We start from the raw sequence: 23,027 nt of genomic DNA on the forward strand, positions 1-23,027 counted from the left end.
TCTTTTGTTATGCTTTTGCCTGCATATAAATCCGGATGTTTTCTTCCAATAAATCCAGATCCACTGGTTTGGCAATGTGTGCATCCATCCCTGCTTCCATACAGGTCCGGATATCTTCCGCAAAGGCATTGGCAGTCATGGCAAAAATCGGTATTTTCGCTGCTTCCTTCTTCTTAAGTCTCCGGATCTCTTTCGTTGCATCATAGCCATTCATAACAGGCATCTTAATGTCCATTAAAATAATATTATATCGTCCTTCCTCCGCTCTTGCAAACATTTCTACTGCTTCCTTGCCATTTACTGCCCGGTCACAGTCTGCACCTTCCATTTTTAACAGTTCTTCCAATATTTCTGCATTTAAATCATTATCATCTGCTATCAGAAAACGCATTCCTTTTAATGTCATTTTTTCTTTTTCTGTTGCTTGTCCTTTTCCCTGCAATTGCTGCTCTTTTCTTGCCTGTTCGATGCACCGTTTAAAATTTGTCACAAAAAACGGCTTGCTTAAAATACTTTGAATTCCAGCATAACCCGCTGCTTCTTCTATCTCCTTACAATCATAGGCAAAAAGCAGTAATACTGTTTTCTCTCCCAGAATCCGATGCAATTTTTCTGCTGTAGTAACACCATCCATTCCCGGCATCTTCCAGTCTATAATTACAACATCCCAACTCTTTGTTTTTCCAGTTTCTACCATCTGTTCTGCCATATGAACCGCCATTTCGCCGGAATCTGCTGTCTGCACATCAATCCCAAACGGATGCAGCGTATCCATAATATATCTTCCTGATTCACTCTCATCATCAACCACCAGTACCTGGCTTATCTTCTGCAGTTTCCACCAGTTAACCTTCTCCTGGTACTTTATTTTCCGGAAATTCAAAATCACCTCAAAAATAGTTCCTTTTCCAAGCTTACTCTTCACATGAATGCTTCCACCCATTAACTCCACCAGGCTCTTGGCAATTGGCATTCCAAGACCCGTTCCGGAAACCGGATTAACAGTGCTTTGCACTTCCCGGCTGAATGGATCAAAAAGATTCTTAAGATACTCTTCACCCATCCCCTGTCCATTATCACTGATCCGGAACTGATACTGTGCAAAGCTTCCCTTTTTCTTTGGTACTTCTGTAATATCAAATACTATCTTACCGCCCTTTGGGGTATATTTTACTGCATTGGATAAAATGTTCAGCAGTATCTGCTTCAGACGTAATTTATCTGCTTCCACTTCTTCTGTTTCTATCCGATGTACATGAATCATGAATTCCTGCCTCTTCTCTCTGGTCTGTGAACGGATGATCATATCCAGTTCTTCCACCAGTTCAGCAATATTCGTGTTCGTAATATTAAGGACCGTTTTACCGGCCTCAATCTTCGACATATCAAGGACATCATTAATGAGTCCAAGCAGATGTTCCCCTGAATAAGTCAGTTTTCTTGCATATTCCCGGACACAATCCGAATTTTCAGCATCTCTTGAAATCAGTGTAGCCAGTCCCATAACCGCATTTAAAGGAGTCCGCATATCATGGCTCATATTGGATAAAAATACACTTTTCGCTTCATTGGCACGCTCTGCCTCTGCTTTTGCCGTATTTGCAAACTGCACCGTCTCTTCCAATGCAGTATTGACTTCTTCCAGCTTCTCTGCTGCTTCTGCCTGCTGCATTGCATTTCGTCTCGCGTAAGCTACCTTATTCTTTTCATTATAAATCCATAGAATACTGATACCCAGTGCTGCTAACATTGCAATGATAATGCAGGTCACTGTCAGCCAGATATGCAGCATCATAATCTGATAATCTGCCAGTACATTCTGCACAATCGTACTGTCCACTTCACAGGCTATCATATACTGTGTTCCTTTTAATGCACGATACGAAAAATAGTCGGACTCATTTTTACGTTCCAGAGTTATACACCCGGAGCTGCGTTCTGCATAGTCCGACTTCACTTTTTCATAATCTTTCTTATTCATAATCTTTTGTTCATGGTAACTATCAAACAGATTATAATTTATGGTTACTTCACCCGGCTCATTATTAATGCTTGCGTATGCCACTTCTCCGTTTTCATCCATGACATAGATATTAGCCTGTCCGTTATAAGCAGACGTTACAAAAAGATCGTTAATAATCTGTGGTCGGAAGAGAAATGCAATTGCTTCATATTCTTCCCCATTGACCAAAAAGGAATCTACTGATTTTGCAATTATAAAGATTTCCTCTCCATCCTTCCAGGTACAGTACTGGGCAATTCCTTTATTCTCACCAAATAATTCCGACAATCCATCCTGCATCTGTATTCTGCCATTCAGTCCACGCATGCACAGATATTCACCTTCATCATTGACAAAGACAATATCCCGCACCATATTACTTTCCATAGAGTCAAAATAGTTCTGGTAATCTTTCAGTTCTGCTTCCCTTTCCCCATCGCCGAACATATATTTTTCAATAGAATCTATCTGTTCATAAGTAATCTCCAGACGGTTCCGGTAAGCACGCTCCATCTGTTCCATCAGTTCAGATAAACTCTGTTTGCTGTTCTTATCAATGTATTGGTTTGAACCCCCAAGGTCTTTTGACATCCATCCAAATATCAAAGCCATAACCACAATACATACAATTAATACCGTAAAAACCTTTTTTTCCTGCTTTTCCTTTTTCATCCCGCATAATACCTTCCAATCTGTTTCAGCTTATCAGACTGGTTCCTGCAAATTTTGTCGAAAAAACAAGATGTCTCTGCCTAATTAAATCTTTCCTGAAGTCCGTTTTTCCCTTAAGTCCTCTACCAGCGCATAAACCTCCGGTCTCCGTTCCTTCAGATGTTCGTCTAACGCATGCCGGCGTTCTTTAAAGCGCTCTGCCAGTTCCGGATGTTCCTTTGCAATACGCTCATGTACTTCCCGTCGATGTTCCTCTAACCGCATAGCCAGCGTTCTTTCATCTTTACCGGAAATATTAACAATCTCTTTCAAATGTTCCTCTAAATGCTCCAGCCACTCATCTTCGTCCAGTTCTTCCATATGGGACCAGCTTCCATGTAACAGCTTTTCCACATCTCCTGTCTTTTTCAGCTGTTCTATCTGTGCCACAATCTGCCGCTCTATAGCATCTTCAGTTTCCGAACCAAATGCCCAGACAAATTCCTGCACCCGGTTATCCGCCCGCTTTCTTGAGGCACTACGCTGTCTATTGTCTACACCGCCCTCCAGCGGATAAGGACGTTCATAACCCATATCCTTTAAAGCAATATGTATTGTTCTTCTTGCGCTGCCCTCTTCTAAGATGTGTCCCAGACCAAGCTTTCGCATCTGTTCATTCAAATCTGCAATATGTTCTGTAATATAAAAACAGATACCACGTTTCTTAAGACCCTGATACAGCATTTCCAACTGATCCGCCGCTGTAATGTCCATGGAGCCGATAGCACTGGCATCTAAAATGACTGCCTTCGTATCCTCTTTTATATTGTCTTCAATGTCCCGCTTTAACATCTGCACATTAGCAAAAAAGAGATTACTGCTGAACCGGTATATCAGAACGCCTTCTATCGCATGTATCTGATGACTTTCTTTTAAATCCCGGAAATGGCGATGTCCCGGCTGGATTCCAAGAAAACATCTTGATGGCTTGGCAGTACGGATAATCATCTCAGTAAAGGAAAGTATAATGCCAATCAAAACGCCATTGATGGTTCCAAGCATCAGCACGCCAAAGAATGCTCCTAAGAAAATGAAGAATTCTGTACGGCTGACCTTCAACAATCTTGCAGCAAGCTCAAATTCCGTTGCCCCAAGTAATGCAGAAATTACAATTGCCGTCAGCATCGGAATCGGAAGATAGCCGATAAATCCGGTTCCGCAAAGCAGCAATACCAGCATGGATAAACCGGCTATGATTCCGGTCAGCTGTGTCTTACTCTGATACTGTTCTCCCATTGCAGTTCTTGAAACAGAGCCATTAATAGGACAGCAGCCTGTAAATGCTGCCAGGAAATTTCCCATGGAGAATGCAAAAATTTCCTGATTATCATTCATTCGATATCCATTCTTCTGTGCGAAATTATTTTCTGCCAGAAGCGTTTCTGCCATAATGACCACTGCCACCGAAAGGCTGATAGTTACTACCTCTTTCATCGGAAGCATGCGGATATCCGGAATCACAAACTGTGGAAGTCCCGGTTCTACTGCAGACAGCGTCTGGATTCCCCATTCCCTCACCGGAAAAAATTTTGTCATTACTGCTCCTGCTGCCATTAAAAGCACTGCCATTGGAAATTTCGGCATTACTTTCTTTGATACAAGAAGTATCAGAAGGGAAATACCGCCTAAAATCAGTGATGGCAGATTCACCTTCGTCTGCCCGATATGCTCCACCAGCTCAATGAGTTCTCCAACGCCGGCGGTACCGCCCATTAACTTTGGTACCTGCATCAGAATAATCGTGGTGCAGATTCCGGTAATAAATCCACCCATAACCGGTGCCGAAATATAGTTCACCAGTTTTCCTGCTTTCATAAAATAAAACGCCAATAACCAGACTGCCACAAAGAAAGTAAGTACCGGCACTGCTGCAATTGCTTCACTGCTTCCACTCTCAATACCAAGTCCCACCAGTGCCGAACCGATTAAGGCTGCCGGTGCCGCATCTACGCCAAAAATAAACTGTGGTGAAGTCGAACACAGTGCAAATATCAGAATTGGGAAAATGGAACCATACAGACCATAGACTGCCGGAAGTCCTGCAATCTGTGCATAGCCCATAGCTATCGGAATGGAAACTGCCATAATAATAATACCGGCCAGAATATCCTTTGGAAGATTTTTCTTATCATATTTACGAATGGTAGCTGCAAGTTGTATGCGCATATTATCGCTTCTTTCTACTATATTATTTTTTATTATACGGCAAATAAGATGATTGTACAATTCTTTTGACAGCCGGCTTTCTGCGGGTGAGCTATAAATTCCCGGCATTATAAAAGGACAGGCTCTGATACAATGCCTGTCCTTTCTGTTCTAATTATTCTGTTCTGTTTATTCCATTCTGATTATTCTTTTTTATTTCTGATTATTCATTTTCAGTTGCTTTCTTTCTTCTGAAAACAAACATTCCTCCACAACCTGCTGCAATCAATGTCATACAAACTGCAATTGCAGAATTATCACCTGTCTTTGGTTTACCGGATGCCTTTACGGTTGGCTGGCTATTTGCTGTTGTTGATGCATTTGCTGCTGTTCCAGCCGCACCACCGGAAGCTGTACTGTCACTTCCGGAAGTTGTACCGCCATTTCCGGATGTTGTACCACCATTTCCTGTGGCAGCCGTATCTGCCAGCTTTTCTGTGGTAATAAGATAAGTAGAGCAATGATTCTGTTTTACGGTCAGATATCCTTCTGAATCTACTACTCCCGCATCAATATTTAAAATTGTTCCATTGTCAAATAACCGGCTGTAATATAATGTCTTTCCGGCATACCGGGTTTCCACAAAAATACGAATCTGTGCTTCTGCCGGAAGCTGACCGGAATAATTATATTTAATCTGTTCAATGAAAATATTCTTATTTACTGCACTTGGAAGTGTGCCCAGCTCACTGTAATCTTTTACAATCTTTACTCCAAAATCATAGCTGGAAACATGATCAACGGCTGACATGGTTCCTTTTCCAAAGGTAAAGGAAAGCTCATCATTGGATTTGATAACAATGTCCTTTGTCTGATTCTCTGCCAATATCTGCCGGAATCCATTGTCGGAAATAGCGGTATCTCCATCTGTTACATCCACTACGCCATTCACTACAACCTGCTTCGGTGTAAAGGAAATCACATCCGCCCCGGAATATACATTGTAAACATTCTCTACTTCTTTTCCTTCAAATTCATAACCAGCCGGTAAGGTATCTTCCGCAAGCGCCATGTTTTCTACAAGCTCTTTCATAACCGGATGTGCTGCGTCCATAAGATATCTGGTTTCCTGTGTATTATAATCCGTATAACTCATAAGAATCGGACAAAGAATCCGGTAAGAATTACCAGCCTCATAATAGGTTCTTCTATAAATAAAGGTGTCTCCCGTATCCTGTTTCTTTACCAGACAGGCATCACTTCCTCCACTTGCCATCGTAGTGGAATAATAAGCTGCTATCTCTCCATTTGCTGTATATGCCGAAATATCCGTAAGCTTATCTTCTACAGTTATTGCTACCTCTGCACCCAGCGTAGTGCATTCCTGCAATTTTTCAATCCGGTAGGTCTTATTTCCGGACATATCGGTTACTTCTGTTATAACAAACCGGCCTTCTTCTCCGGTTTTTGTATACACATCACTCTGGACCGGACTGATATCAGTTCCAAAATAACCACCATATACCTGAATCATTTCAAAAGGATGCTCTGCCTGAATCTTCATGTCATTAACCTGTCCCTTTGCCACAATCGGTGATGACGTATAATTCCAGGATGAACCAAACGGACATCCGTCAGTTCCACGATATACCGTTACTGTACTGTCCCCGGAAACCGTCAGCAGCGACTTGCCACCTTCTGCAAATAATTCAATACCATCCGGGTTCTTTCTGTTTTCATTGACGGTAAGGCTTCCGGAACCGCAGATTGTCAGGGAGCCTCCCCAGCCACCATGCCAGATTCCAAGATTCTGCAGCTTATTACTGCCTACCAGATTCAATTTAAAATCGTCTCCCATCATGTTGGTATAAAGTGCAACATCCGGATGGTCATAATTGGTTAAGGTCAGCGTATTGCTTGTCTGGTCATAAGACGCTCCGTCCACTGTATTTTTCTCATTGGTGGAAAATACAACCGTATCATTCAATTGAATATTGGCAAATGCAAACTCTCCTTCCATGCATGGTCCATTTGATGCCTGCACCGGAATCATGGACGGAACCATCATCAGGGATGCTGCCAGTGCCACTGCACCAATACATTTTAAAGCACGTTTCATTTTCATAAATCTATCCTTCCTTTCTTCGTATTATAAAAACACTATAAGGAAAACGATAGATTCTGTGCAGTCTACATCCGTTTCAAAATATGAGAAATTTATCTCACCCAGCTTTTTTGCAGCATTTCAAGCTACTAATCCTGCTTGCCTAATGAAGTCTTTCTTAATGCTGCCGCAATAATAAATGCATACACTCCACCAATCAGTGCGGTAACCACCTGGGTAAATGAGAACTGAAGCTGCAATACCTTTAACATTGGTGCCATTTTCTCCGGTAGCATGTTCGGTAAGATAATAAGAGAAATTACAACTCCCATAAATAATCCTTTTAAGATAGAACCGATTACAATAGAAACCGGGAATCCTGCTTTACTACCAAGCTTACCCTTAAACAACGCTACACAAAGCACCAGAATGGCATTTCCTGCCATAATGCATGGAAACATTGCCGGAATGGCTGCCATTACCGGGCTTCCGGTAATAAAGAATGCAGTAACCGGTGTAATAATACTTAAAATAATTCCGCATGCCAGTCCCGCATACAATACAGTTAAGATTAATGCTGCATTGATAACTGGTCCTGTTATGTATACACTTAAATTTTTAAAGAACTGACTTGCAATACAGATTGCAAGCATAATTGCACTAACTGTAATTTGTCTGGTTTTCATTTTCATGATGTCTTTCTCCTCCTGTGCATCTATATTCGTAGGAACTGACCTGTTCCATACCAACGCAATCATACTCCAATGAAAGCTAGAATGCAACCGGATGATTTCTCATCTGCGATTCTGTAAACCATTTTTATAATTGTTCCAACGTGCTCTTTACACTCTTTGCAGCTATTGTCCGATAGAAGTCCGCAGCTATTTCATCAGAAAATGCTCCCGCTCAGGGTATTGCTGCCGGAATGCTTCCAACGCAGCTTTCTGCAAAACTGCAAATTCCCTGTCCATCTGAAATTTATGTGGCATTGTAAATGCAATTGCACTTATCTGCTCTGCAATTTTTTTAGCAATTCCTTCCTCCGACAGCTGTCCCATTCCAAATACTAAAGAGGTGAACCCTCTCCCCTTTTTACTCACATCCATAAATGTAAGAAACGTATTCTTTAATTCTGCCTGAAGTATCTCCTGTTCCACCCGGCTTCGATTCTCTACATCCAGAAGATATAACCCATTTATGATTTCAACTGCCTGTTTCTTCCGCTGTCCCGAAAAATCTACTCCGGTACTTTCCGAAAGATATTTCATCTGCATCAGATAACCAATAAAGGTATCCTCTTTCTTTTTCTTCTTTCCATATCGTGCATATAAAAGCTGCTCCCGGAAAGTGTCTCCTTCTGTCTGTTCCGTGCACCCATGCTTCTGCCATAGTTCCATTCTTTTTCCAGCATTAACTTCCTGATAAAAATCATTCAGCCACTTTGAATCTTCCTGCATAATATTTCCTCTTCGTCACTATTTTATAAAATCTTCAACATTACTGATGTCAACTTTACGATACTGGGATACATAATATTTTTCTTCCTGCAGGCTTTGTACTTCCTGATTTTTTCCATCGTAAATGTCCACTGCAAGCCTTGCCATTTCTTCAGCCTGGTCTTCCTTGTCATTATATACGGTTCCCTGCATGGTTCCATTCTGTATTGCCTCTAATGCATCTTCCAATCCGTCAATGCCAAATATAATCGGCCACTCCTGCCGATTATAACCGGCATCTTTATAAGCTTCAATTGCCCCTAATGCCATTTCATCATTGTTGGAAATAACCATCTCCACTTCGGTCCCATACTGACTAATAATCTGATTCATTCTATTTTCCGCCTGTCCCCTGTTCCAGTCTGCAAACAGGTAGCTCAGTTTTTCCAGATTGATTCCCTGTTCTATCAGTGTCTTTACCGAACTGTCTGTACGACTGATGGCATCCTGATGTCCAGCCTCTCCCTCCAGTAAAATATACTGAATTCTCCCATCCTGATTCCTGTCAACCTCAGGATGATTCTTTATATAATCTGCTGCAATTTCTCCCTGCATCTCGCCGGACTGTTTTGCCTCACATCCCACATAGTATAGTTGATTCCACTGCGACAAATCCTCCGGAACCGGTTCTCTATTAAAGAAAATGACAGGAATATCATGCTGTCTTGCCAGTCTGATAACGGTTGTCGGATCCGTTCGGTCAACCAGATTTACACATAAAATATCACACCCGGCATCTATCATTTCTTCGACAATTTCATTCTGGGCTTTCTGATCATTATCTGCACTTCTGACAGATGTTATAATCTTCCGTTCTTCTGTTTCCCGCTTCTTTAACTCTTCCTTCAGTTCATCCACCGTGGCGTTGATAAACGGGTCATCATGCGTATAGGTAACTACACTCACCCTCAGTGTATTTTCTATCCGCTTTGTCTTCTGATTGCATCCGGGCAGCACCAGTATCAGTATTATCAGTATTATCAGTGTTACCGTAACCGCCATTGTCCTTCTTCTTGTTCTACTCATATGAATACAAAAACCTTTCCAGATCTTTTGAATACAAATCTTCTTTATTGATTATTCTGACTTCTGTTTCACAACTGTTCATTTTGTAAAAGGAATGTCTTAGCTTTTTTGCAATCTCATTCATACTCTTATACCCCGTCTCATAATCATCCGGTACGACAAGACATTCTATATTCTGATTATCTAATAACACAATTGCTTTTTCACTGCTTCCAACTCCATAAATCTTTGCACCGTGATACTTATTTTCTTCTGCAGCCTCACCCACTTCTTCTAATGCCCAATTGTCCAGAATTACCAGATAATCCACCTGTTTCTTAGATGCAATAATCTCACTGGTGTTCTGGTTTCCCCTGGCATAATTGTACTCCCAGAAAATTTCACAACCACTTCCCTCCAGTCCATCTTTTAACCCTGCAATTCTGTCCACACTTTCCTCTGTCTCTGCCTTTCCAAGAATGACACCGATTTTTTTATTCTCCAGTTGTTCTTCATCATCCTGTATTAACCGCTCCGCAAGCATCTGACCAATCTTATAATTATCCGGTTTTACCGATGCATAACCAGATGGCTCTTCTGCGTAGGTATCCTCATTAATCAGTATAAACGGTCTCTCTCCCTGCAGCCAGTTTAGCATAGTCTTTGTTTCTTTTCCCGGAGCCGGACAGATTACAAATGCATCTACATTATTCTGCAGTTGTTCATTAATCAGTTCTTCTTCATCCTCTATGCTTTCAATTAAATCTGTATTACAAATGATCAGATGCAGATTATTATTTTCCGCAGACTGTTTTAACCCATTCAGCAATGCATCCCATCTCTTATCTCCGGAATCTTCCACAATAACCGCAACTCTTTTCATAGACTCATTATCTGAAAAAATCCTGATTATAAAAAATGCAGCCAGTACAATAAGCATCAGTTCTGTGAGGATAAAGGTAATCTTATTTTTTTTCATCTTCTACCCTCTCTCTTTTTCTGTTCTGATTTTCAAGTTCTCCACGTTTTTCCTCTGAATAAGGAATTGCCGGGATATGTATTACAACCTTTGTTCCTTCATCCGGCTCACTGTAAATTTTTAATCCATATTCTTTGCCAAACATCAGTTGTATTCTGGTATGCACATTGATAAGCCCAACTCCCGAACCATGCTTTGGAACTTTTTCACTATTTGTCAGAAGATTATCAACCACTTCCTGGCTCATGCCCATTCCATTGTCCTCTACTGACAGGAAAATATCATTCCCTTTCTGCTCACCGCGGACAATAATTTTGCCGCCCTCATCTTCATCCATATTTCCTACTCCATAATAAATCGCATTTTCAAGCAATGGCTGTACTACCAGTTTTACAGTACAGCATTCCTCTACGTTTTTATCAATCAGAAATTCCACCTGAAAACGGTCTTTATAACGAATCTGCTGTATGTTCATATAACTTTTGCTATGTTGTAATTCTTCCGAAATCCTTATCACTGTTTTTCCTTTTGAAAGACTGATGCGAAGCAGTTTTGCCAGTTCCGAAATCATAAAAACAGCTTCTTCATTCTTATTTGCCTCTACCATCCAGGTGATGGATTCCAGTGTATTATAAAGAAAATGTGGATTAATCTGGCTTTGCAGTGCATCCATTTCACTTTTTCTCCGCTTATTCTGCTGCCGGATAATTTCTTCCATCAATTGTTCTATCTGCTTATATGAATTCTGGACAGAATATGCCAGATGCCTTATCTCCGAAGCCCCCCCTATATATATTTCAGTCTTTTCTCCTGTTTCATAAGACTTTACGGATTCATCCAATTTCAAAATCGGTTTTGAAATCTTTTTTGCCATAATTTTATTCACAACAAAAAGCATCATCAGAAGAATAATTGCCGTGGCAATTATATAATACCGGAACTTATTAATGCTTGCCGTCTGCACACCCTCCGGTACAACTCCTACCAGTTTCCATCCGGTATAAGATAGACTGTTCACTACTATATTACTTTTTTTCCCATTCACAGAAATCTCATATGTACCATCTGCATAACCAGCAGCTGTACTGCTATCTTCTGTAAAAAATCCCCTGTCTATTTCTGCTTTTCTTGGGTGATAAAGAATTTCTCCATCATCTGTACATAAATAATAATACGTCTCTCCCGCTGCTTCATTCAGGTTATCTAAAACCTCTTCTATCATGGAGTACTTCATATCAACCAGCAATACTCCACTGTCCGGAGTGTCACCATGATTCATATCCACCAGGCTGCTTAAAGACACCACCCAGTTATATTGATATGTCTCATTCCCAAACAAATCCTGAATATGGGGTGTTGATATATGTATATTTTCTATCTCATCTGTAGCACTTTTATACCAGTCCTGCTCTGTTACTTTCTGATTCTTTTCTCTGGTAGCCACTGGTTCTGCTGCAATAATTTTCCCATCACTGTCATAAAGGGCCATACTCTGCAGCTTATCATTATTTACTTCATACAACAGACTGAACTGCCTGCTGAATTCCTGATCAGAAATATCATATTCCTGCACGATATTATAATTAACAGCATTACAAATCTGTCTCATATTCCGCAGTTCATTATTTACCTGATCCACTGTACTCTCTATCCGGCTTTCTGCATTGGAAATTGCGGTTTCTTTTACTGACATTTTAAAACGGCTATAAATCAGTAATCCCATAACTATTGTTGTAACAATGGTCAGGGCAGAAAGAACTGTCATAAGCAGTGACTGTATATCCATCCAGGCTGAAATATTCTGCATCATATTTTGAATTATATTCCTTTTTTCGTGCTTTTTCTTTCTGTTTTTTTTCTGATTCATACCTATCCATATTCCTATTCTGGTGATTTTCTGTATTTTGACGGAGATACTCCAAATTTCTTTTTAAACACATAACTGAAGTAATTTGCGTCCAGATACCCTACTTTTTCTCCAATTTCATAACTTTTATCATTGGTTTCTACAATAAGCCTGACTGCGACATCCATCCGGTAATCCGTCAGATATGTAATAAAGGATTTCCCGGTTTCTTTTTTAAATATCGTTGAAAAATACGAATTGGATACACCAAGCACTGAGCATACCGTATCCAGGGAAAAATCAGGTTCCATATAACGCTCTGCCACAACATTCTTTGCATCTGTAATCAGCCGCCTTGAAGTATTATTTCTTGCACTTTTCAACTTTTCACTAATTGCCACTGCTGCTTTTTTCATCCACTTCATCAGAGTTGCTTTATCCAGTTCCGGCACCTTTTCATAGAGATTTTCTTTTTCTTCAAAGAAATCATTAAAGTCCATAAAATTATTGGCGCAGAACCGGTAAAAAGCACCTACCATCTCCATAACTGATAAATGATACTGATTTACTGTGGCAGCACTTTTATGAAGTTTTTCCACTTCCCTCTCTACTGCTGACTCAATGTCTTTTACATTTCCAAGATAAATCGTTTTAAACAACTCATGCATTTTTGTATCTTCTGACTGTACGGCTACCGTCTGCTCCCGTGGAACTACTTCCGCAATATTTATAGCCCTTGCAGTTCCATAAAGAACCCGGTAGGATACTGCTTTTCTTGCACCTTCATAAGAATTACTGATATTCAAAAGACTATCGCAATATCTTCCAACACCAGCCGTTACAACTGCACCAATCACACGGTTCGCCCATCTGCAGAATCTATCGCAAAAATCTGTCAGTTCTGTTGCCTTATCTTCTGAATCAAGCGATACTATCAAAACTGTATTCCCAAGATACATAAATTCCTGACAGTTGAGTTCTGATGCAATCCTTTCCTTTATTTCATGCTCGACAGACATGGATAACAACAATGGATTCATTCCTTCCGGCACATGGTGCTCTGAAGTATGAAATACCACGCTGCAATAATAGGGTCCCTCCAGTGGAATCTGATAAGCAGATAAAAATTTCTCATATTCTGTCTCATTTACCCTGCCTTCAATTAACGAAACAAAAAAATTCGTCCTTAGCACCGGAAGTGCATCCTGGAAATAATTTTGCAGTTTTTTAACATTTAATTTTTCTTCTCTTTCCCGGTTTAAAGTCTCTTTCAGTCTTTCCATGCAGTCAGATAATTCAACTGCATTTACCGGCTTTAACATATATTCTTCAATTTCCAGATGTACTGCCTCTTTGGCATATTCAAATTCATCAAATCCTGTAAAAATAATAATATGTATATTTGGATAATCATTATTTAACTTCTGCGCCAGTTCCAGGCCATTCATATAAGGCATTTTTATATCGGTTATCACAACATCCGGCTGTATATTTTCTACCAGTTCCAGGGCTTTCACTCCATTGGTTGCACTGCCTGACACCTCAAAGCCCAGTCCATCCCAGTCCATCTTATGTTCCATTGCCTGGATTGCTTCTATTTCATCATCAACTAAAATCACTTTATACTTTTCCATATGACGTTCCTCTTTCAGCATGTTCAGCTCTTTCTTCTCCTGCTCTTATTATATCAGACAAATGTCTTTTTCTGAATACCTGATATTGTTTAGGCCGTCCATTCATCTCTGACGATGAGCGGGCGGCCTATGGTGATTATATGTGAATGATTCTGATTACGAATTACTTATTTTTTCTGTACATATTTCAGACAGTCAAGTGTTACTGCTGCCAAAATGATGATTCCTTCGAAAATAAACTGAAGATTTGTATCAATACCCAGAATAGTAAGGGAATATGTAAGGGATGTAAAGATAAGTACACCAGTTACAACTCCGGAAATCTTACCAATACCACCGGTAAAGGATACACCACCAACTACGCAGGCTGCAATAGCATCCATATCCCATCCTTGTCCATATGCTGCACTACCGGAACCAACCATTCTGTTACATTCCAGCCAGGAACCAAATCCATACAGGATACCTGCCAGAATAAATGCTCCTAATGTTACTTTAAATACAGATATACCGGAAACTGCTGCTGCTTCAGGATTTCCACCAACCGCATACAGATTCTTACCAAATGTTGTTTTATTCCAGATGAACCATACTACGATAATTGCAACAACAGCCCAAAGGATAATTGTCGGGAATTTTCCAATCTGCGGAATAAACATAGCCGGGATTGCAGAATCAATAGCTCCGAAGGAAACACCTTTTGTTGCATATGTTACAAGTCCGAAAATAATCAGCATGTTTGCCATGGTTGAAATAAACGGATGCATCTTGAACTTCGCCATAAAGAAGCCTGCCAGCATAGAAAATGCTGTTGTAAGTACAATACAGACTGCCAATGCAAGAATTGCTCTTGCAGCAACCGGGATACCGGTAAAGTCAAAGATATGGCCAAATACACCACCTGTATTAATTCCATTATGCATGATGATGGTTGCTGTTACCATACCCATACCAACCATACGTCCAACAGAAAGGTCAGTACCTGTTAAAAGAATCAGTCCTGCAACACCTAATGCCAAGAACATTCTTGGTGAAGCCTGCTGCAGAATATTTAAGATGTTTGTCGTTGTCAGTAACTGTGTATTCTTTACAACCGGTGTAATAATACATAAAGCAATGAAGATTAAAATAATGACAATATACAATCCATTTTTATAAAGGAACTGTGTGGTATTAAAGGTATATTTGTAATTTTCAAATTTCTGTGCTCTCTTCTGTGCAAATGTATATCTTGACATACGGAGTAAGTCAATCAGATGATACTTATGTGCATATGCATCATGCCTTCTGTCCTTAATCTCCTGAAGTCTGGACTCATGTGCCATCTGGGCATCAAATAATTTATTCTTATAAACATACTTCTCGTCTTTTTTCTCATCTGCATCGCTGAGTCTGCTCATATTCTGCTCATGCTCTGCTTTGATGGAAGCACATATATTTTTGTATTCTGCATTTTCAGCTTCTTTCTCAGCTTTGCAGCTATCAGCAACTTTCTGATAGTAATCATTTTTATAATGTTTTGCAAGATAACCTTCTGCATCTGCGATAAGCTTTGATACTTTGTCTTTATTCGAAGACTCCACCGCTTTTGCCTTTTCTAAGGCTTCCTTGTCCTTTGCAATCATTCTGCTCTTTTCTTCTTTTGTTAAATTCTTATTTTCCTTTACGATTGCAATGTGATTTTTTAAGCTGCGCACCTTATCTGAACCATCCTTACGAAGTTCATCAATCTGTGCCTGTATTTTTCCTACATATTCATCAATCGGCTTCAAAAGCTCTGCCTCTGCAGCGGATGAAAGAATAATACTACTGTCTGCCATATCCAATGCTCCTTCCTGATTATAAATATTTCGCACTGAGTCTTAATAACTCTTCCTGATTTGTTTCCTTAGTATTAACAATTCCGGCAAGATGTCCATTTGACATAACACCAATCCGGTTTGTGATTCCAAGGATTTCCGGCATCTCAGAGGATACAACAATGATTGTTTTTCCCTGTTTTGCCATATTGATAATTAATTCATATATTTCGTATTTGGCACCTACATCAATTCCTCTTGTAGGATCGTCCATCATAAATATATTTGGTGAGCGCTCCAGCCATTTACCAAATATTGCCTTCTGCTGATTTCCTCCGGACAAACTGGAAATCATATCATCTGGTCCCATACATTTTGTATGCATGACTTTAATTTCTTCTGCCGTCGCACGAATCATATCATCATTGGAAAGTGCGAATCCATTTTTATAATGATTCATATTGGCGATTGTAGTATTAAATGTAATATCTGCTTTCAGGAAAAGTCCATTTGCTTTTCGTTCTTCTGTAATTAAAGCAAATCCATGATCCATTGCATCTTTCGGGGATGTAAAATTCATTACTTTTCCATTATAAATTACATTTCCTGCCGCTCTGGTACGCATACCAAAAATAGTTTCCAATAGTTCCGTACGACCGGCTCCAACCAGACCATACAGTCCAAAAATTTCTCCTTCTTTAATATCAAAAGAAATATTCTGTAATTTTGGTGCATACTTAGTTGAAAGATTCTGTATAGAAAGAACCGTTTCACCAGGCTGGTTATCTACCGGTGGAAAACGGTTATCCAAAGAACGGCCAACCATTGCAGAAATCAGTTCATTCATATTGGTATCTTTACTTGCCTTTGTCATAACAAGGCTGCCATCCCGAAGAACTGATATTTCATCACAAATTTCAAAAATTTCATCCATTTTATGTGAAATATAAATCAATGAAATTCCCTGTTCTTTTAACTGCCGCATCATCTTGAAAAGTTTTGCAACCTCTGGTGCTGTCAGTGATGAAGTCGGCTCGTCTAATACAATTACTTTGGAATGATAAGAAATTGCTTTTGCAATTTCACACATCTGGCGCTGTGATACAGACATTTTTTTCATTGGCTGTGTCAGATTAACAGTAATACCAAGTTTACGGAATAAATCGGAAGTTTCCTTTCTCATTCTTCCTTCGTCAATCATTCCCAATGAATTCTTCGGATAGCGTCCTAAGAACATATTGTCAATGACACTGCGCTCCAGACACTGGTTTAATTCCTGATGAACCATTGCGACACCATTTTCAAGTGCATCCTTTGGGCCAGAAAAATTAACTTCTTTTCCATCTAATATTATTGTTCCTTCGTCCTTTTGATAAGTTCCGAAGAGACATTTCATCATTGTCGATTTACCGGCACCATTTTCACCCATAAGTCCCATGATTGTTCCAGGTCTGACATTCAGATTGATATGATTCAGAACCTTATTTCTTCCGAACGATTTGCTCATGCCGTTAATCGATAAGACATATTTATTCTTATCCTCTGCCATAATTCTACTTCCTTTTCTTTGAAAAGAAGGACACCATTTTTATCTGATGCCCTTCTGTATCTATGCTGTTTTCTTCCGGGCAATAACCTTATTTTGAAAGAAGTGATGTATAAGATGATGCATTGTCTGTTTTAACCATGTTGATTGCAAATGCATCATACTCACCCGGGTTGCCGAGACGGTTTGTAATGTTAGACTCTGTCTGTCCATCACCACCGATATAATCTACTTCAAGGTTCAAAAGTTTGTCATAGTTCTGAAGAAGTGGCTGATAAGTTGAGCTAAGGAAGTTATCGGAAGCATTGTAAATATCAAGCCATACCTTCTTGCTTGGACTCTTGCCTGCGTCCAGCTGGTTGGATACTTTGCTATAAACCTTGGTTGAGTCTGTGAAATCCTGATAATTATCAGCTGTAACAGCTATATTTAATGCATAGTAAGATCTTTCTTCTTCACTATATCTGTAATCTTCTCCTTCTGTTAAGCAGTTTCCTGCATCATCCGGAGTACCGATACCGGTATCAATGTCTACTCCATCTAAAGCATTACGAAGCACTCTTAATGTCAGGTAAGCCTGAACATCTGCATGCTGTGAAATTGTTCCGCCATATCCTTCTGCGATAGCTGCAACAGCATCACTATTTGCATCGTATCCGAAGGTTGGTACTTTGTTATCTTTTGCCCATGCATTAAACATTGACATTCCCATACCATCATTATTAGAAACAACTACGTCAATCTGGTCACCAAAAGATGCGGTCCATGTTCCGATTGCATTTCCTGCTGTAGCTGCATCCCATGTTGCACCAGCAGAGTTCTTCATCTCCTGTGAAGCAAGTTCACGAATTGTATAAGTCTTTCCATCTACATCCAGTGTTGCATCCTGAACAACTTTTGCAGAACCGTCTACGTTTGTACCAGCCGGTGTTGAATCAATTGCTCCATTTGCATCTACTCCGGTTCCAAGTGCAGAACGGACACCACGGGTACGTGCAATAGAGTCGTTATGTCCGATGTCTCCGATTGCAAGTACATAACCAATTACTCCGTCTCCGTTACGGTCAATGGTCGCTGCATTTTCTTTGATATAATCAAGAACCATCTGTCCCTGCAGTTCAGCACCCTGATTTGCATCAAAGCCTACATAATAGGTATCTTTGTTGTAATTTAATGCATCCATGTCAAGTTCTCCTGTGGAACTGTTGGATGGCTGACGGTTAAACCAGCAAAGTGGTTTATCCTTGTTTGCTACGCTGCTGGTGCTTCCTGAGTCACCAGAGCCGCTTCCTCCGGAAGAGCCACATCCAACCATGGATAATGCAAGTGTTGCTGCTACCAATACAGTTAATAATTTTTTCCTTCTCATTCTTTTTTCCTCCTGGTTTGCAATTTGTTGATTTTGGTTTCTCCGAACCTGTCTCATCGACTAAATTCATTATAATCACAAGCCAATCTGGAAAGAATAGAATTTTTTTGGATGAAATATCAAAATATTTTGATAATCTGTAATTTTTATATGTATTTTGACGAACAACTATGCAGCTGCACCATCATTCTGTTGGCATGTATGCAGGAATGCCTCTGCCAGCTGCTGGTTCTGCTGTGCCTGTTTTCTGATATGATTAACCACGAAAAAAGGCAGGAAAAATAAGGAAAGGAAACCTAAACACAATGCGATGGCACCGACTAATAAATCAATCGGAAAATACGGGACTACAAACCAGCCAAATTTTGCAATGTTCCAAGCCCATTTTGCCGCTATTCCAAAGCCACCCACTTTGCTGTAACAAACACAGCCCATAACAAATCCTATCATAATAAAAATCGGATGGAATGCCAGCACCATTCCGATACCTCCACAGACCGTTCCGGCAATTGCCAGTCCCCAGATTTTCTGAATCTCATATAACTGTGTCTCCGCTTCCCGTTTTACCTGCATTGCATAACCATAATCGTTACCAAATTCTACTTCTTCATAAAGATTTCTTTTTTCTTTTGCCATAATATTTTCCTCTTTTCTCCGATGTTCCACCGGTTTTTATTATTGTTTTCACTTATATGACGGAATAATATTATGGCAGGTTTTATTTTTTTAAAAATTTTTTGACAAGTCCTTATTGCTTTCTTCCGATTACCTGCTTCCCACACTTCCTTTCCAATACATTCACTCCCCTCTACTGTGGTAAAATTAAAGTTGGATTTTTCAACAGCGTTGCAATCACCGGAGTATATTTAGATACTCCATAGTCTTCAACAATACTGGTTATTCTAGCCCCTGCATCCTTTGACGAAGCACCACATAAGAAAACCCTTTCATCAGCAGTTCCATAATCCAACACTATAAATCGATCATGAAATATACCGCCTGTCTTTTTCATTGATATTTTTACGGATGGATATTCTTTGCAAAAATCCGTAAATTCTATATTATGAAGTTTATTATTCCCAACATTATCGCTGAATAAAGTAATATTTACTCCTGCAGGAGAATTTTTAAGATGTACCAGCGTTCTTAATCCAATATAATTGTCAACGACATATATTGACGACTTTGCCTGCTTATAAATGGACTCATACACCTCATCTGCACTACTAAATTTTGCATTAAACATGAGCCACTTTTCATCATCATCTGAAACAAAGCTGTTCATCATATCAGCCAACTCAGATTTTGTCACAACATCCCTCAGTCCTTCTGCAACATCTGAAATCTGCTTTTCAAGAGATATCATATCTGAGTTGATTTTGCTAATTTCTATTCTGTTGTTAGCAGTTTCCATGCTTAACTGAAGAATTTCCCGCTGACCTATAAGATCTCGATTTTCTAAAATGTAATCTTTCATTTTCTTGAAAGTCTTCACAAGTGCACGGCTTTGTTTAATTGCAAGCTCGCCGTGCAAAACTGTCATAAGCATATATACTCCCTGCTCTGTAAACACATAAGGTTTGTATTTTATATTTGAACCTCTTCCCATATTCAAGGTGAAATTTTTGCACCTTGAAAGATTTTCCACTTCTTCATCATTCAATTCAAACATAAAATCATCGCCTTCAAATTTGGCAATGTTATTCTTAACCTGCCTTTTAAAATTTTTGGTTTCATACCCATAAATTTCTGCCAAGTCTGAATCAAGCATAACTTTTTCCCCTCTGAATTCATAAAGTCGATCCTTCATGTATTCTTCTGTAATTTCAATTACTGCAATTTCTTCTTTCTTCTCTTCTGTCATAAATTTCCTTCCTGATTTTGCGGTCACAAACTGTGACCACAAATATTTTCTGTTTCATGTTTGCGGTACAAAAAATCCACCGCAAAATTCATTCAACCATTTTCATAGCACCTCAAAAATGGTCTACTCATTATTCTTTTCTTCCCTCATTTTGTCATAATACGCTTTATACCTATAGATCGTCCTCTCACTGACATTGTTCCGCTTCGCAATTTCTACCATTGTCATGCCGCTCTCATACCCAACAACAAAATCATTATAAATTGCCATCCACTTGGCGTTATGTTTCTGCCGTCCGCTTAATTTACGATTTCTGTAATACTCCAATTCCTCTCGAAGTTCTGCATTCTCTTTTTCCAACTCCTCAATTCTTCTTAATGCCTCTTCAAGTGTTACCGATTTCTCCATTACTCTGTCCTCCATTCATGTCATTCTCGTTTTGTCTATATTATAAATAGCTGTGTCTCTTTCGTCAATCCGATTATGTCATGTTGCGTCTTTTTTTACAATAGCTTTCATATAATCGAAATACCGCTGATATCGTTTATAGGCTAAACTTCTCCAAAAGCAGTCAGCTTGTATATTCTTTATCCACTCACGCAAAATCCATTTTCTTTTTATTGCCGGTCCATATTTTAAGATCAGCACTGTCACAACATCCACACATCTCTCAAATGCTGCATTCTCTTTTGCATCATCATAATATTTCTTTCTCATTTGTCCGACCCTTTCTGCGCTTAAATTGCTTTGGCAGCCAATTATCGTTATCTGCTTTCAACAAATCACACACATATATCTTATTCGGCTTTCCCAATCCCTGATGGCTTCGATAAATCAGATTATGTGCCTCCAGTTCCTTCAGCATCTTGTTAATCTTCTTATTTCCCAGATGCAACAGCTTCATCATTTCTTTGATTGTAAAAATGATAAATGTAGCTCCATATTCATCTCGCCACGCATCACCATTACACGCTGATAAGCAGCGCCGATCCAACAAAATCATATAAAGCGCCTTTGCCTCATTCGGCATACTTCCAAATTGTGCCTCTTTAAATAATCGTTTCGGTAATCTGTAAAACTTATCATCATATTTTGTATTTTCCATTTTTCCTGATTCTCCATATACTTTGAATTTCTTTCGTCATTAACAGCCTTTTGTGCACAATTCTTGCATAAGATTCAACTCTCGCAACATAAATATCGCTAATTGGCAAGCAGTGCATTTGTACGTACAAAATGCCTTTTTAGCTTGTTGGGGAAATTCCCCAATCCCCTCAAACCATGAAAATATTTTTTCATGGAACTACGCCTTTCGGCTTTTTTCATATTGATACATTTGCAACATTCCATAATTTTTGTACTCCCTTCAGATTCATTGTATGAAATTATTTTCTCAAAATTTTTATACGAATCCGGTATATCCAAGATGCTGGAAAAATATCCTCTTTATGATTTTTTCCAATATTCTGGATAAGACATGAATTAGAATTCACTTTATTCTTTACCAATATCATGGTAATCTATCTATATCTTTGAAACGAGGAATGTACTATGCACACAAGGCTTACCATACCGGAACGACTGAAAGATTTGAGAGTCGCAGAAAAAAGAATGTCATTGCAGGAATTGTCTGATGCTACTGGCATCCCGAGTTCCACACTTGGCAACTATGAAAAAGATGAAAATGTAGATATGTCACTTGGCAATCTACTGACGCTTGCAGACTTTTATCAAGTAAGCACCGATTATCTTCTTTGCCGAACCGAACTACGTGAACATACAAATCAGTCAGTATTTGAACTGCATCTCAATGATGATGCAGTTCAAATACTGACTGATGAAAAATATAATCCACGGTTATTATCAGAATTACTCTCTCATGAAAGCTTCCACAAATTCATGACCGACCTGGAAATCTATATTGAAGGTTTTAATGATAAAGGCATTCAGATAGCAAACGCTTTTCTTGATGTGATATAAACTGAACGAACTCGGTGCCGACTTCACCGATGCTTTTACAAAAATATTTGATACTTCTCACATTGAGATAAAACAGTATTACATAAACATCCTGTTGGAAGATTTAAAGCCAATCGTCTCTGACCTGAGAAATACCCATATGAAAGACAGCAACACTGCCAGCGATATTGACTATCAAAGCATAGTCAAAAATATCATTGATGATTTTACTTCTCCAACTCAGTTTGCTACAGAGGATACTCCCGAAGCCTCTAACGATGCTTATATTAACGGACTACTCCTTTTATTCTGCAAAAATTTGGAAATGAAAATCACCCAGCTTTCTGTCGAAGAGAAACAGACCTTAAAAGAAATATTTTCACGTTCCAAGCCGGCAAAGGAACATCGGAAACTGAGAAGACGAAATCCGAAGTTATAAGATTTAAATTATCCATTTTCAAAGCAAGCCACAAAGGACTATTTCCTTTGTGGCTTGTTGTAACTGACTATTTCCCGTATAATATTTAGGAATTCTGTTCCTTAAATAACATAATATTGACCACGTTTT

19 protein-coding genes are annotated in these 23,027 nt (G+C 39.3%); 2 read left to right on the top strand and 17 right to left on the bottom strand.

Going from position 1 to position 23,027, the window contains the following annotated elements; all coding sequences use genetic code 11:
• Positions 1-7: 7 nt before the first annotated feature.
• The 17 genes from LKD41_RS07115 to LKD41_RS07195 all read right to left on the bottom strand — a co-directional run bounded on the left by LKD41_RS07115 (position 8) and on the right by LKD41_RS07195 (position 21,605).
• The gene (locus LKD41_RS07115; RefSeq protein WP_227700799.1) at positions 8-2,674 is read right to left on the bottom strand and encodes a hybrid sensor histidine kinase/response regulator; all 2,667 of its coding nucleotides are present in this window, start codon (positions 2,672-2,674) and stop codon (positions 8-10) included.
• 84 nt (positions 2,675-2,758) lie between these two features.
• Positions 2,759-4,879, bottom strand: coding sequence for a SulP family inorganic anion transporter (locus tag LKD41_RS07120; RefSeq protein ID WP_227700800.1), 2,121 nt, complete (start codon positions 4,877-4,879; stop codon positions 2,759-2,761).
• Positions 4,880-5,081: 202 nt separating this feature from the next.
• Positions 5,082-6,983 (bottom strand): NPXTG-anchored protein, encoded by a 1,902-nt coding sequence (locus LKD41_RS07125; RefSeq protein WP_227700801.1) that lies wholly within the window; start codon positions 6,981-6,983, stop codon positions 5,082-5,084.
• Between the two features lie 128 nt (positions 6,984-7,111).
• Positions 7,112-7,654, bottom strand: a complete 543-nt coding sequence (locus tag LKD41_RS07130) for an ECF transporter S component (protein WP_227700802.1) — start codon at positions 7,652-7,654, stop codon at positions 7,112-7,114.
• A gap of 189 nt (positions 7,655-7,843) precedes the next feature.
• On the bottom strand, positions 7,844-8,419 hold the full coding sequence (locus tag LKD41_RS07135; protein WP_022243522.1) for a DUF6553 family protein: 576 nt from the start codon (positions 8,417-8,419) through the stop codon (positions 7,844-7,846).
• Positions 8,420-8,437: 18 nt separating this feature from the next.
• Positions 8,438-9,460 (bottom strand): galactose ABC transporter substrate-binding protein, encoded by a 1,023-nt coding sequence (locus LKD41_RS07140; protein WP_304621909.1) that lies wholly within the window; start codon positions 9,458-9,460, stop codon positions 8,438-8,440.
• 16 nt (positions 9,461-9,476) lie between these two features.
• Positions 9,477-10,442, bottom strand: coding sequence for a sugar ABC transporter substrate-binding protein (locus LKD41_RS07145; protein WP_227700804.1), 966 nt, complete (start codon positions 10,440-10,442; stop codon positions 9,477-9,479).
• On the bottom strand, positions 10,429-12,252 hold the full coding sequence (locus LKD41_RS07150) for a cache domain-containing sensor histidine kinase (RefSeq protein ID WP_227700805.1): 1,824 nt from the start codon (positions 12,250-12,252) through the stop codon (positions 10,429-10,431). Before LKD41_RS07150 ends, LKD41_RS07145 begins: the two co-directional genes overlap by 14 nt.
• Positions 12,253-12,323: 71 nt before the next feature.
• Positions 12,324-13,922, bottom strand: a complete 1,599-nt coding sequence (locus LKD41_RS07155) for a response regulator (protein WP_117841665.1) — start codon at positions 13,920-13,922, stop codon at positions 12,324-12,326.
• 167 nt (positions 13,923-14,089) lie between these two features.
• The gene (locus tag LKD41_RS07160; protein ID WP_022243527.1) at positions 14,090-15,742 is read right to left on the bottom strand and encodes a galactose/methyl galactoside ABC transporter permease MglC; all 1,653 of its coding nucleotides are present in this window, start codon (positions 15,740-15,742) and stop codon (positions 14,090-14,092) included.
• 19 nt (positions 15,743-15,761) lie between these two features.
• The gene (locus LKD41_RS07165) at positions 15,762-17,270 is read right to left on the bottom strand and encodes a sugar ABC transporter ATP-binding protein (RefSeq protein WP_022243528.1); all 1,509 of its coding nucleotides are present in this window, start codon (positions 17,268-17,270) and stop codon (positions 15,762-15,764) included.
• Between the two features lie 88 nt (positions 17,271-17,358).
• Entirely contained in the window at positions 17,359-18,636 is a 1,278-nt protein-coding gene (locus tag LKD41_RS07170; RefSeq protein WP_022243529.1) for a substrate-binding domain-containing protein, read from the bottom strand.
• Between the two features lie 168 nt (positions 18,637-18,804).
• Complete coding sequence (locus LKD41_RS07175; RefSeq protein WP_118057006.1) at positions 18,805-19,272, bottom strand: hypothetical protein; 468 nt, start codon at positions 19,270-19,272, stop codon at positions 18,805-18,807.
• Positions 19,273-19,444: 172 nt separating this feature from the next.
• A complete protein-coding gene (locus LKD41_RS07180; protein WP_227700806.1) occupies positions 19,445-20,500 on the bottom strand; it encodes an ORF6N domain-containing protein in 1,056 nt (351 codons plus the stop codon).
• A gap of 123 nt (positions 20,501-20,623) precedes the next feature.
• Positions 20,624-20,908 (bottom strand): helix-turn-helix domain-containing protein, encoded by a 285-nt coding sequence (locus LKD41_RS07185; protein WP_227700807.1) that lies wholly within the window; start codon positions 20,906-20,908, stop codon positions 20,624-20,626.
• Positions 20,909-20,986: 78 nt separating this feature from the next.
• Positions 20,987-21,217, bottom strand: a complete 231-nt coding sequence (locus tag LKD41_RS07190; RefSeq protein ID WP_227700808.1) for a hypothetical protein — start codon at positions 21,215-21,217, stop codon at positions 20,987-20,989.
• Positions 21,198-21,605 carry a replication initiator protein A gene (locus LKD41_RS07195; protein WP_227700809.1) on the bottom strand — a complete coding sequence of 136 codons (408 nt, stop codon included), beginning with the start codon at positions 21,603-21,605 and terminating at the stop codon, positions 21,198-21,200. Before LKD41_RS07195 ends, LKD41_RS07190 begins: the two co-directional genes overlap by 20 nt.
• A 446-nt stretch (positions 21,606-22,051) precedes the next feature.
• On the opposite strand from LKD41_RS07195, the gene LKD41_RS07200 reads away from it, so the two are divergent.
• Both LKD41_RS07200 and LKD41_RS07205 read left to right on the top strand, forming a co-directional pair.
• Positions 22,052-22,480: a helix-turn-helix domain-containing protein gene (locus LKD41_RS07200; protein ID WP_227700810.1), complete on the top strand. Its 429-nt coding sequence runs from the start codon at positions 22,052-22,054 to the stop codon at positions 22,478-22,480.
• A gap of 139 nt (positions 22,481-22,619) precedes the next feature.
• A complete protein-coding gene (locus tag LKD41_RS07205) occupies positions 22,620-22,898 on the top strand; it encodes a hypothetical protein (protein WP_227700811.1) in 279 nt (92 codons plus the stop codon).
• The last annotated feature ends 129 nt before the right edge of the window (positions 22,899-23,027 follow it).

The organism is Roseburia sp. CLA-AA-H209 (assembly GCF_020687575.1).
Classification (GTDB): domain Bacteria; phylum Bacillota; class Clostridia; order Lachnospirales; family Lachnospiraceae; genus Roseburia_C; species Roseburia_C amylophila.